Source organism: Achromobacter piechaudii NBRC 102461, assembly GCF_001571245.1.
Taxonomy (GTDB): domain Bacteria; phylum Pseudomonadota; class Gammaproteobacteria; order Burkholderiales; family Burkholderiaceae_B; genus Achromobacter; species Achromobacter piechaudii.
Genome location: NZ_BCTK01000006.1, coordinates 1,096,872 through 1,108,973 on the forward strand (window position 1 = coordinate 1,096,872; position 12,102 = coordinate 1,108,973).

Annotated in this window: 12 protein-coding genes; 9 read left to right on the forward strand and 3 right to left on the reverse strand. The window is 65.7% G+C overall.

The genetic code is table 11. The annotated features are described in order from the left end of the window. Positions 1-51: 51 nt before the first annotated feature. Positions 52-495, forward strand: coding sequence for a MaoC family dehydratase (locus API01S_RS17135; RefSeq protein WP_006221119.1), 444 nt, complete (start codon positions 52-54; stop codon positions 493-495). Between the two features lie 98 nt (positions 496-593). Here the strand turns inward: API01S_RS17135 and API01S_RS17140 are convergent, their stop codons facing one another. Beyond that, entirely contained in the window at positions 594-1,787 is a 1,194-nt protein-coding gene (locus API01S_RS17140) for an acyl-CoA dehydrogenase (RefSeq protein ID WP_006221118.1), read from the reverse strand. 132 nt (positions 1,788-1,919) lie between these two features. Continuing rightward, a complete protein-coding gene (locus API01S_RS17145; RefSeq protein ID WP_061305424.1) occupies positions 1,920-3,602 on the reverse strand; it encodes a thiamine pyrophosphate-binding protein in 1,683 nt (560 codons plus the stop codon). Positions 3,603-3,771: 169 nt separating this feature from the next. Here API01S_RS17145 and API01S_RS17150 point away from each other — a divergent pair, with 169 nt between their 5' ends. Genes API01S_RS17150 through ybaK form a run of 3 tightly spaced genes read left to right on the forward strand, consistent with a single transcriptional unit; the run spans position 3,772 to position 6,257 of the window. Further along, positions 3,772-4,686: a LysR substrate-binding domain-containing protein gene (locus tag API01S_RS17150; protein WP_006221116.1), complete on the forward strand. Its 915-nt coding sequence runs from the start codon at positions 3,772-3,774 to the stop codon at positions 4,684-4,686. A 54-nt stretch (positions 4,687-4,740) separates the two neighbouring features. Continuing rightward, positions 4,741-5,724, forward strand: coding sequence for a site-specific tyrosine recombinase XerD (gene xerD, locus API01S_RS17155; RefSeq protein ID WP_082306171.1), 984 nt, complete (start codon positions 4,741-4,743; stop codon positions 5,722-5,724). A gap of 44 nt (positions 5,725-5,768) precedes the next feature. Then, on the forward strand, positions 5,769-6,257 hold the full coding sequence (gene ybaK, locus API01S_RS17160) for a Cys-tRNA(Pro) deacylase (RefSeq protein WP_061305426.1): 489 nt from the start codon (positions 5,769-5,771) through the stop codon (positions 6,255-6,257). A gap of 44 nt (positions 6,258-6,301) precedes the next feature. Here ybaK and API01S_RS17165 read toward each other — a convergent pair whose 3' ends face one another. Next, a complete protein-coding gene (locus API01S_RS17165) occupies positions 6,302-7,213 on the reverse strand; it encodes a LysR family transcriptional regulator (RefSeq protein ID WP_254598604.1) in 912 nt (303 codons plus the stop codon). Between the two features lie 152 nt (positions 7,214-7,365). Between API01S_RS17165 and API01S_RS17170 the strand changes: the two genes are divergently transcribed. The 5 genes from API01S_RS17170 to API01S_RS17190 all read left to right on the forward strand — a co-directional run bounded on the left by API01S_RS17170 (position 7,366) and on the right by API01S_RS17190 (position 11,996). Beyond that, on the forward strand, positions 7,366-8,304 hold the full coding sequence (locus API01S_RS17170; protein ID WP_006221112.1) for a dihydrodipicolinate synthase family protein: 939 nt from the start codon (positions 7,366-7,368) through the stop codon (positions 8,302-8,304). Positions 8,305-8,402: 98 nt separating this feature from the next. Then, positions 8,403-9,371, forward strand: a complete 969-nt coding sequence (locus API01S_RS17175; RefSeq protein ID WP_061305432.1) for a Bug family tripartite tricarboxylate transporter substrate binding protein — start codon at positions 8,403-8,405, stop codon at positions 9,369-9,371. After that, on the forward strand, positions 9,361-10,077 hold the full coding sequence (locus tag API01S_RS17180) for an SDR family NAD(P)-dependent oxidoreductase (RefSeq protein ID WP_061305434.1): 717 nt from the start codon (positions 9,361-9,363) through the stop codon (positions 10,075-10,077). The genes API01S_RS17175 and API01S_RS17180 overlap by 11 nt, the downstream gene beginning before the upstream one ends. Positions 10,078-10,107: 30 nt before the next feature. Next, positions 10,108-11,274 (forward strand): mandelate racemase/muconate lactonizing enzyme family protein, encoded by a 1,167-nt coding sequence (locus API01S_RS17185; RefSeq protein ID WP_050730855.1) that lies wholly within the window; start codon positions 10,108-10,110, stop codon positions 11,272-11,274. Between the two features lie 143 nt (positions 11,275-11,417). After that, positions 11,418-11,996 carry a DJ-1/PfpI family protein gene (locus API01S_RS17190; protein ID WP_006221108.1) on the forward strand — a complete coding sequence of 193 codons (579 nt, stop codon included), beginning with the start codon at positions 11,418-11,420 and terminating at the stop codon, positions 11,994-11,996. Positions 11,997-12,102: the final 106 nt, after the last annotated feature.

The window sequence follows — 12,102 nt, forward strand, 5'->3', positions numbered from 1 at the left end:
ACCACGGCGCGCCTTGAGCGCGCCGCTTGCTTTTCGGGGGAAATAAAACAAATGAAGTTCGCTGAATTCAAGGACGGCATGCTGATAAAGGCCGGTCCCGTCACGATTACCGAAGCCGAGATCCTGGAGTTCGCCCGCAAGTTCGACCCGCAGTGGTTCCATACCGACCCGCAACGCGCGGCGGAAGGGCGCTGGGGCGGGCTGATCGCCAGCGGGTGGCACACCTGCGCGCTGGCCATGCGCATGGCCGTGGACGCGGCGCTGCATGACTCGGAATCGTTTGGTTCGCCGGGCCTGGGCGAAGTGCGCTGGCGCACGCCGGTGCGCCCGGGCGACACCCTGCGGCTGGAAGCGCGCGTGCAAGGCGCGCGCACCTCGTCCTCGCGCCCCGACCTGGGCATCATCACGTGGTCGTGGACGGTCATCAACCAGCACGACGAAGGCGTGCTGGAAATGGATGCGACGAGCCTGTTCGATCTGTCGGGCGAGAACTAAGCGCTGTATCGCCCACGCCGCTGCCCACGCGTCGGCGGCCCAAAGAAAAACCGCCTTCGATCGAAGGCGGTTTTTTCATTCAAAGGCCAGGCAAGCGATCAATAGAACGCCTGGATGCCCGTCTGCGCGCGGCCCAGGATCAGGGCGTGCACGTCGTGGGTGCCTTCGTAGGTGTTGACCACTTCCAGGTTCACCAGGTGACGGGCCACGCCGAACTCGTCGGAGATGCCGTTACCGCCGAGCATGTCGCGCGCCAGGCGGGCGATGTCCAGCGCCTTGCCGCAGGAATTGCGCTTCATGATCGAGGTGATTTCGACGGCGGCGGTGCCTTCGTCCTTCATGCGGCCCAAACGCAGGCAGCCTTGCAGGGCCAGCGTGATTTCGGTTTGCATGTCGGCCAGCTTTTTCTGGATCAGCTGGTTGGCGGCGAGGGGGCGGCCGAACTGCTTGCGGTCCAGCGTGTACTGGCGGGCGGTGTGCCAGCAAGCTTCGGCGGCGCCGACAGCGCCCCAGGCGATGCCGTAGCGGGCGGAGTTCAAGCAGGTGAACGGACCCTTCAGGCCGGACACGCCCGGCATCATCTGGTCTTCGGACACTTCCACTTCGTCCATGACGATTTCGCCGGTGATCGAGGCGCGCAGGCCAACCTTGCCGTGGATGGCCGGGGCCGACAGGCCCTTCATGCCCTTGTCCAGGATGAAGCCGCGGATCTTGCCGTCGAAGTCGCCGCCGACGCACTTGGCCCACACCACGAACACATCGGCGATGGGCGAGTTGGTGATCCACATCTTGTTGCCGGAAATCTTGTAGCCGTCGGACGTCTTGACGGCGCGGGTTTCCATGCCGCCGGGGTCGGAACCGTGGTTGGGTTCGGTCAGGCCGAAGCAGCCGATCCATTCGCCGCGAGCCAGCTTGGGCAGGTACTTCTGCTTTTGCGCTTCGCTGCCGAATTCGTTGATCGGCACCATCACCAGCGAGGACTGCACGCTCATCATCGAGCGGTAGCCGGAGTCGATGCGTTCGACTTCGCGGGCGATCAGGCCGTAGCTGACGTAGTTCATGCCCGCGCCGCCGTAGGCTTCAGGAATGGTGGCGCCGAGCAGGCCGAGTTCGCCCATTTCCGAGAAGATTTCCGGATCGGTCTTCTCGTTGCGGAAGGCGTTCAGCACGCGGGGGGCAAGCTTGTCCTGCGAATAGGCATAGGCGGCGTCGCGCACCATGCGTTCTTCTTCGGTCAGTTGCTGGTCCAGCAACAGGGGATCTTGCCATTGAAAAGAAGGATTCGAGGACATGCTGGGTCTCCGCTATGGATTTCCGTAATCGGAATCTAGAAAGTTTAAACCTAAAATAATTCGGGCGGCAAGTTCGGGTTTGCGCGGGCGGCGCGCCTGGGCGCGCCGCCTGTTTGCCGGCCGGTCGGGGTATCAGTGCTGGGCTTTGAGCGCCGCGTCGCGGATCTTTTCCAAGGTCGTCGACGGGGTGATGGTTTCAGGGTCGATGAAGCAATGCAGGATGGCGGGCTTGCCGCTGGCCAGCGCGCGTTCGAACGCCGGGCCGAATTGATCGGTGGTTTCGACGCGTTCGCCGTGGCCGCCGAAGGCGCGCGCGTAGTCGGCGAAATCGGGGTTCTTCAGTTCGGTGGCGGAGACGCGGCCGGGGTAGTGCTTTTCCTGGTGCATGCGGATGGTGCCGTACATGCCGTTATCGACCAGCACCACGATGATGGGCAGGTCGTACTGGACGGCGGTGGCGAATTCCTGGCCGTGCATCAGGAAGCAACCGTCGCCCGCAAAGCACACGACGGTTTTGTCGGGCCATACGCGCTTGGCGCCCACGGCGGCCGGCAGGCCGTAACCCATCGAGCCCGAGGTGGGGGCCAGTTGGGTGCCAAAGCGGGTGAAGCGGTGAAAGCGGTGCAGCCAGGTGGCGTAGTTGCCTGCGCCGTTGGTCATGATGGCGTCGGCCGGCAACGTCTTTTCCAGATAGGCCATCACCTGACCCATCTGCAATGCGCCCGGCGTGGTGATCGATGCCGGGTCGCTCCATTTGAGGTACGACTCGCGCATGGCTTGCGTGCCTTCCGCCCAGACCGGCTTGGCGGGCGCTTTGACGCCGCCAAGCGATTCGGCGAAGGCAGCGGGCGACGTGTTGATCGCCAGCGTGGCGCGATACACGCGGCCCAGCTCGGCGGTGTCGGGATGCACGTGCACCAGCTTTTGCTTGGGCACGGGGATGTCCATCAGCGTGTAAGCCTGGCTGGGGTTCTCGGACATGCGGCCGCCCACCAGCAGGATCAGGTCGGCGTCGGCCACGCGCTTGAGCAGCGCCGGGTTGATGCCCAGGCCCACGTCGCCGATAAAGCACGGGTGGTCGGCCGGGAACAGCATCTGGCGACGGAACGACACCGCCGTGGGCAGCGCATGGCGCTGCGCGAAGTCGGCGAACTGCTGCACCGCGCGGGCGTCCCAGCGGGTGCCGCCCAGGATGGCGACGGGGTTCTTGGCGTCGGCCAGCAGTTTTTCCAGGTCGGCCAACTGGCCGGCCGTGGGCGCGGATTCGATCAATTCGTAGCGCGGGGCGTCGGCCACCTTGGCGGCTTCGACCAGCATGTCTTCGGGCAGCGCGATCACGACGGGGCCGGGACGGCCGGACGTGGCGATGTGGAAGGCGCGCGAGATCAGTTCGGGAATGCGTTCGACCTGGTCGATCTCGGTGACCCACTTGGCCTGCGTGCCGAACACGGCGCGGTAGTCCATTTCCTGGAAGGCTTCGCGTTCGCGCATGCCGCGTTCGATCTGGCCGACGAACAGAATCATCGGCGTGGAATCCTGTTTGGCGATGTGCACGCCGGCCAGCGCGTTGGACGCGCCCGGGCCACGGGTCACCATGCAGATGCCGGGTTCGCCGGTGAGCTTGCCGTGCGCATCGGCCATCATGGCCGCGCCGCCTTCCTGGCGGCACACCGTGACTTTGATGTCAGCATCGTGCAGGCCATCCAGCACCGCCAGGTAGCTTTCGCCGGGAACGCAGAAAACGTGTTTGACGCCCTGGGCGACCAGTTGGTCGACCAGAATGTGACCGCCAAGGCGGGAATCTTGCTGAGACATGGTGGGGTGTCGTGGTGAGCCGAGGATAAGACTCCCGAGGATATGTGCCCTGGCCGCACAACGCAATTGATAAAATTGCACAATCTATTGATTCCCCGGCACGTAGTGCCTCGTTGCGTCGCGCCAGTCGGCGCGCCCGGTTCCGGCCGGTTTCAGGCAGTTTTGGTCCATGAGAAACGGCATCCCCAATCTGACCGCCTTGCAGGCGTTCGAGGCATCGGCCCGCCTGGGCAGTTTTTCGCGCGCCGCCGAGGAACTGTCCCTGACGCACAGCGCCGTGTACCGGCAGGTTGCCAGCCTGGAAGCGCGACTGGGCGTGCAGTTGTTCACCCGGGTGCGGCGGCGCATCGTGCTGACCGACCACGGCGCTGAATACGCCGGGCGCATCCGTCACCATCTGGACCAGATCGAAAAAGACACGTTTGGCCTGGTCAGCCGCACGGGCATGGGCCGCAGCATCCACATTGCGGTAGTGCCCACGCTGGCCACCACCTGGCTGATCCCTCGTCTGGCCGATTTTCAGGAAGCGCACGCGGACATCACCGTCAGCCTGTCGGTGCGCACCTTGCCCTTCCAGTTCAAGGATCAGCCCTTCGACGGCGCGCTGTATCACGGCGACGCCTTGTGGCCCGGCACCCAGGGCGTGCTGCTGTTTCCCGAACGCGAATTGGTGCCGGTATGCGCGCCGGCCCTGGCCGAGCGCGCCGCCCAGGCGGCGCAAGCCGGCGTCAGCGTGCTGGCCGGCATGACGCATCTGCATCTGGCCTCGCGCCCCGACGCCTGGCGCCAGTGGTACGGCGCCAACAACCATCTCTATGGTCCCCAGGCCGCGGGCGGGCCGCGCTATGAACTGTTCACCATGGTGATGGCGGCCGTGCAGGCCGGCCTGGGCGTGGGGTTGATGCCGCGCTTTCTGGCGCAGCCGGCGCTGGACCAGGGCACGCTGGCGATGCCTGTGCCGCAGTCGTTGACCGTCAGCCAGGGTTATTACTTCGGGTATCCCCAGCGAAGTGAACGCTCGGATGCGCTCAAGCTGTTCGAAACCTGGCTCAAATCGGCGGCGGCGGGGGTGGGGGAACGATAGGCCGGTATCTGGCCCGATACCTCTCCGGAACGTCTTAAAATGCCGCACCCGCCTATGTCGACCACCCGCCCACCCTTAGCCTCGCAAGCCGATATCGACGCCTTCATCGACGCCGTGTGGCTGGAAGACGGCCTGTCCGCCAATACGCTGGCCGCCTATCGCCGCGACCTGACCGGCTTTGCGCGCTGGCTCGAAGACCCGCAAGCCTATGCCCGCGAAATGGCCGACCGCCATGGCGACGCGGCCGGCGAACACGCCTTGCCCGTGGGGCCGGCCAAACCGCTTTGCGACGCGCAAAAGGCCGACATCGAAGCCTGGTTTGCCTTCCGTCACGAAGAAACCCGCGCCACCACCGCCAACCGCCGGCTGGCGGCGCTGCGGCGCTTTTTCGCCTGGGCGTTGCGCGAGCACCGTTCGCAGCGCGATCCCTGCCTGACGCTGGTCGCGGCCAAGCAGCCGCCCCGCCTGCCCAAGACCTTGTCCGAGCAGCAGGTGGACGCCTTGCTGCGCGCGCCCGACGCCACGCAGCCGCGCGGCCTGCGCGACCGCGCCATGCTTGAAACGCTGTACGCCACCGGTCTGCGCGTGTCCGAACTGGTGGGGGTGCGCGCACTGGATGTCAGCCTGAACGAAGGCGTGGTGCGCGTGGTGCTGGGCAAGGGCGGCAAGGACCGCTTGGTGCCGCTGGGCGCGGAAGCGGCCCACTGGATTGACCTGTACTCGAAAACCGCTCGCCCCGAGCTGGCGGCAGGGCGGCAGAGCGATGCGCTGTTCATCACCGGCCGAGCCGAAGCCATGTCGCGGCAGGCGTTCTGGCAACTGGTGAAAAAATACGCCTTGCTGGCCGATATCCATGCGCCGCTGTCGCCGCACGTACTGCGTCACGCGTTCGCCACCCATTTGTTGAATCATGGCGCAGACTTGCGCGTGGTGCAGATGCTGCTGGGCCACGCCGATATCTCCACCACGCAGATCTACACGCACGTGGCGCGCGAACGGCTCAAGGCGCTGCACGCCGCCCATCATCCGCGCGGTTAGCGCCACTTGCATCCCCTGATTCCTGTCTTTGATCCGGCCTACCCATGAGCAAAGCCCGCCACGTTTCCGAAACGCCCGCCACCCAGCTGCTCAAGCAGCACAAGATTGCCTACACCGAACACACCTACGACTACGTGGACCACGGCGGCGCCGGTGAAGCCGCGCGCCAGCTGGGCCTGGACCCGCATGCGGTGGTCAAGACGCTGGTGATGGAGGATGAATCCGCCAAGCCGCTGATCGTGGTCATGCACGGCGACCGCGAGGTCTCCACCAAGAACCTGGCGCGTCAGGCCGGCTTGAAAAAGGTCGAGCCCTGCAAGCCCGAAGTGGCGCAGCGGCATTCCGGCTATCAGGTGGGCGGCACCTCGCCGTTCGGCACGCGCAAGAAGATGCCGGTGTGGGTCGAGGCCGACGTGCTGACTTACCCGGTCGTCTACATCAACGGCGGGCGCCGGGGGTATCTGATCGGCATCGATCCCAACGTGCTGGTCACCGTGCTGGGCGCCAAGCCGGTGTCGGTGGCGCTGGAGTAAGGCCGCAGAGGGGCACGCGGCGCTTTGAAGGCGTCGCTTCCGGGCTAGCGCGCCGGCTCCGCCGCCTTCACCAGGGTCCAGAGCTTCTCGGCCACCGGCGCCATCTCGGTAGGCTGGCGGAACAGGCAGATTTCCAGCGGAATGTCCCACTGCGTATCACCCGCGCGCACCAGGCTGCCGTGCACCAGATCATCGTGCACCAGCATCTCGGGCAGCCATGCAATACCCCGGCCTTGCAGCGCCATTGAGCGCAGCAAGGTGGCGTGCGGTCCGACGAACGTGCTCTGGATGCGCTCGATGCGCATGGGCGTGTACCGCAATTGGCTCGTCACGATGCGGCCCAGCCCCGAGGGCGGCCCATATGCAAGAAAGGGCACCGGGCCGTCGCCGGCCAGACTGTGCAGGGGCGCGCCGGCTTGGCTGTCTGACGCGGGCGCGCTGACCGGAACCAGCACATCGCTGCCCAGGCGCGCCTTGGGATAAGAGATTTCATCCAGCCGGCTGGCCACCTGCGGATGGCGGTGGCACAGCAGAAACTGCACGCGGCGCTGCGCCATCAGATCTTCGCAAGCCTGGAAACTGTCGGACATCATCTGGATGGCGCCGACGTCAAGATTGGCTTCCAGCCCCCTGAGCCACTTCGGAAAAAAAGTCAGCGACAACAGATGCGTGGCGGCGAAGCGCAGGCTGGCGCCTTGCTGGGCGTGCGCCGCCATGGCCTTGATGCGCGCCGCTTCCAGATCGGCCATCACCTGGCGCACCAGCGGCAGGAATTTCTGCCCGGCGGCGGTCAGCTCGGTCGGGTGCGTGCTGCGGTCGAACAGATCCGCGCCAACCCATTCCTCAAGCGCCCGGATGTGGCGGCTGAATGCGGGCTGCGCAATGACGCGCGCCTGAGCCGCGCGCGAAAAACTTCCTGTCTCGGCCAGTGAACAAAAGTCCTCCAGCCAATTCATGTCCAGCGGTCTGTTTCCGGGTCCCATGAGGCGTGTGCGGGTGTGTGCGCCGCAGCAAAAATAATTCTATGCATTTCGAGTATTGGACGGCCGCGAGGGGCTACCGCGATGATAACTGCCATTCCCCCACACACAAGACTCGGAGACAGAGCATGCCTTCCATCTCGAACTATCGCGGCATTATCCCGGCGATTTCCTGCCCCTTCACAGCCGATCACCGGATCGACGAGCCGGCCCTGCGCCGTCTGGCCTCGTGGCTGGCCGGCCATGAGGGCGTGGTCGCCGTCATGACCAACGGCCACACGGGCGAGGTGTTTTCCCTGACGCCGTCCGAGCGCGCGCAGGTCACGCGCATCGTGGCCGATGAGCTGCGCGGCAAGCTGCCGGTGATTTCCTCGATTGTGTGCGAAGGCATTGCCGAGGCGGCCGAACATGCCCGCGCCGCGCGCGAAGCGGGCGCGGCCGCGCTGGACGTCATGCCGCCGCACCACTGGCTGCGCTTCGGCTTCACGCCCGGCCATGCGCTGGATTACTTTCATGCCATCCACCAGGCCGCGCCCGACCTGGACCTGGTCTGCCACGTCTACCCCGCCTGGACGCGCGCGTCGTACTCATCGCAACTGCTGGCCGATCTGGCGCGCTTGCCGTACGTGCAGGCGTTCAAGGTGGGTCAGCGCGACATGAACAAATATGCGCGCGACATCCAGGCGCTGCGCGAGGCCGATGCGTCCAAGGCCATCCTGACCTGCCATGACGAATACCTGCTGGCCTCGATGGTGCAGGGCGTGGACGGCGCGCTGGTCGGATTCGCCACCTTCATCCCGCAGCTGATCATCGATCTGTGGGACGCGGTCAAGGCTGGCGATCTCAAGCGCGCGCAACAGGTGCAGGCCTTGATCACTCCGCTCAAGGACGCGGTGTATGGCGGCGGCGAACCGACTGGCGAAGCGCATGCCCGCATGAAGGCCGGCATGTATCTGGCCGGCGTGCTGGAGAACGCAACGGTGCGCCCGCCCACCGAGGCCCCGGGCCCGGGCGAGCTTGCGGCCTTGCGCGCCGCGCTCACGAACGCGAATCTGCTGGCCCGCTGAACACGTCCTGCCCTTGCGGCGGCACGCAAGCACGCGGATGGTCTTGAGCCATACCGCGTCACGATGCCGCCACCGAAAATCATAAGAGGAGACACACCATGCAGAAAAGAAACGCGTTGCGCGCCATCGTTGCGCTGTGCATCGGACTGGCGGGCGGCCTCGCGCATGCGCAGGACCCGTACCCCGCACGCCCGGTCCGCTTCGTGATTCCGTTTCCGCCGGGCGGCACGCTGGACATGCTGGGCCGCGATCTGGCGCAGAAACTCAGCGAGCAGACCGGCCAGAGCTTCATTGTGGAAAACCGCTCGGGGGGCAACGGCATCATCGGCGCGGACGTGGTCGCCAAGTCGCCGGCCGATGGCTACACCTTGCTGTTCAACGCCTCGACGTTCACCACGGCGCCCATGACCATGAAGTCGGTGCCGTTCGACGTGGACAAGAATTTCGTGCCGGTGGCCATGGCGGGCAAAGCGCCCTTGTCGGTATCGGTCAAGAAAGACCTGCCGGTCAAGGACCTGGCCGGCCTGCTCGTCTACGCACGGCAGAACCCGGGCAAGCTGACGTTCGCGGTCGGGTCCATCGGGTCGGCCGGCCATCTGGCCACCGAACTGCTCAAGCGCCAGGGCGGCCTGGACTATACCGTCATTCCGTATCGCGGCACGTCTCCCGCTTTGCAAGATCTGGTGGGCGGGCGCATCGACGGGTTCATCGACCCGGTGCTGGGCGCCATGTCGTATTACAAGAGCGGCATGGTCAAGATCCTGGCCGTGACGTCCGACGCGCGCCTGCCCAATCTGCCCGAGGTGCCGACCGTGGGCGAGGTGCTGCCCGGCTACCAGTTCTACAGCTGGTATGGGCTGTGGGCGCCGGCCGGCACGCCCGCACCCGTGGTCGAGAAATTGAACGCCGAGGTCAACAAGGCGCTTGCGTCGGGCATGACGGCCAAGTACGAAGCGCTGGGCGTGTCCTTGACGCCGGGTTCGTCCGCCGCGTTCGCCCGCTTCCAGAAAGACGACATGGCGCGTTCGCGCAAGATCGTGGACGAGGGCCGTATTCATGTCGAATGAACGCAATGCCGGCCTGGCCGTAGTGACCGGCGCGTCGGGCGGCATCGGCCTGGCCATCGCGCAGCGGCTGTTGCAGGCAGGCTGGCGGGTGGCTGGCCTGGACATCGGGCCGGCCGCCGTCCAGCACGCCGCCTACCGCCACGTCACGGTCGACTTGTGCGATGCGGATGCAACCGGCGCGGCGCTGGAAATGCTCAAGGGCGGCGGGGCGCAGGTCGACGCGCTGGTGCATGCGGCGGGGATCCTGCGGGTGGGGCCACTGGCGCAATTGGACCCGCTTGATGGCGAACGCATGTGGAAGCTGCACGTTGACGTTGCGGTGCGGCTGGCGCAGGTGCTGGCGCCTGAGATGGCCACGCGCGGCGCGGGCCGCGTGGTGCTGGTCGGCAGCCGGGTGGCCCAGGGCATGCCCGGCCGCAGCCAGTATGCGGCGTCCAAGGCCGCGCTGGTGGCGCTTGCGCGCAGCTGGGCGGCGGAGCTTGCGCCGCAGGGCGTCACGGTGAACGTGGTGTCACCCGCCGCCACGCAGACCGGCATGTTGCAAGACCCCGCGCGCGCGGCGAGCGCGCCGCGCCTGCCACCCATCGGCAGGTTGATACAGCCCGAGGAAATCGCCGCGCTGGTGCAGTTCTTGCTGTCGCCCGAAGCCGCCGCCATCACCGGGCAGGACATCGCCATCTGCGGCGGCGCATCGCTGCCACGCTGAATCTCTGATACCAAACCAAGGAAGTCCGTTATGAAAATCGTAGATATCCGTGAGTCCACCCGTCCGATCCGTTCTGATATCCGCAACGCCTACATCGATTTTTCCAAGATGACGTTGAGCCTGGTCGCCGTGGTGACCGATGTGGTGCGCGATGGCCGCCCGGTCATCGGCTACGGCTTCAATTCCAACGGCCGCTACGGCCAGGGCGGGCTGATCCGTGAACGCTTCCTGCCGCGTCTGCTTGAAGCCGATCCCGCCTCGCTGATCGACGAGACCGGCCAGAACCTGGACCCGCACAAGATCTGGAACCGGATGATGATCAACGAGAAACCGGGCGGGCATGGCGAACGCTCGGTGGCGGTGGGCACGCTGGACATGGCCGTGTGGGACGCCGTCGCGAAAATCGCCGGCAAGCCGCTGTACCAGTTGCTGGCCGAGCGCTACGGCACGGGCACGCCCAATCCGCGCGTCTTCGTGTACGCGGCTGGCGGCTACTACTATCCGGGCAAGGGTCTGGACGGGCTGTGCGCCGAAATGTCCAGCTATCTTGAGCGCGGCTATTCCGTCGTCAAGATGAAGATCGGGGGCGCGACCCTGGCCGAAGACTGCGCGCGCATCGAAGCCGTGCTCAAGATACTGGGGCCGGGCCAGCAACTGGCGGTGGATGCCAACGGCCGCTTCGATACCGACACGGCGGTCGCCTATGCGCGCGCGCTGTCCGACTATCCGCTCTTCTGGTACGAAGAGGCGGGCGATCCGCTGGACTACGCCTTGCAGGCGCGGCTGGCCGAGGTCTACGAAGGGTCCATGGCCACTGGCGAAAATCTGTTCTCGATGCAGGACGCGCGCAATCTCATCCGTTACGGCGGCATGCGGCCCGACCGCGACTGGCTGCAATTTGACTGCGCCTTGAGCTACGGGCTGGTCGAATACCTGCGCACGCTGGACATGCTCCGCGAAAACGGCTGGTCGCCCGCGCGCTGCATTCCGCATGGCGGCCACCAGATGTCGCTGGCAATTGCGGCTGGCCTTGGCCTGGGCGGCAACGAAAGCTATCCCGACCTGTTCCAGCCCTACGGCGGCTTTCCCGATGGCGTAAAGGTGCGCGACGGCTATGTCGATCTGCCGCCCCTGCCGGGCATCGGTTTCGAGGGCAAGGCCGACCTGATCGCCGAAATGCGCACGCTGGCCTCTTGAGAAGAGGGGGTAAGAGGGGGCGAGTGGTATCCCGCTACTACCGCTGGCCCCGCCGACCCGGGCACAATGGTTCGCAGAACATCAAGAACCGGGTCCCCACGCTGGGCGCGCAACCGGCTGCCCCCTCATCCAAGGAGACAATCATGAGCAAGAGACTGTTGATGCTGGTCGGCGATTACGCCGAAGATTACGAAACCATGGTGCCGTTCCAAACCTTGTTGGCGGTAGGACATACGGTCCATGCGGTGTGCCCGGACAAGAAATCCGGCGACTCGATTGCAACGGCCATCCACGATTTCGAAGGCGCGCAAACCTATAGCGAAAAGCGCGGCCACAACTTCGCGCTGAATTTCGATTTCGATCGCGTCGAGCCGTCTTCCTACGACGGTCTTGTCATTCCGGGCGGCCGCGCTCCGGAATACCTGCGCTTGAATGAAAAAGTGCTGGATATCGTGCGTTATTTCGATCAGGCCGGCAAACCGATTGCCGCCGTCTGCCACGGCGCGCAGTTGCTGGCCGCCGCCGGCATCCTGAAGGGCCGCACCTGCTCGGCGTATCCCGCCTGCGCACCCGAAGTGCGCCTGGCCGGCGGCACCTACGCCGAAATCGGCATCGACCAGGCCTATACCGATGGCAACCTGGTCACCGCGCCGGCCTGGCCCGCGCACCCGGCCTGGCTGTCTCAATTCCTGGCGGTATTGGGCACGAAGATCACGCACTGAGCCAGCAACGCGCGGCCATCGCCGATTCCCGCGATTGCCGCCAGAAACGACAAGGCTCCCGGCGCATGTCTGCACCGGGAGCCTTTGCATTCATCGTCCTGCCAAC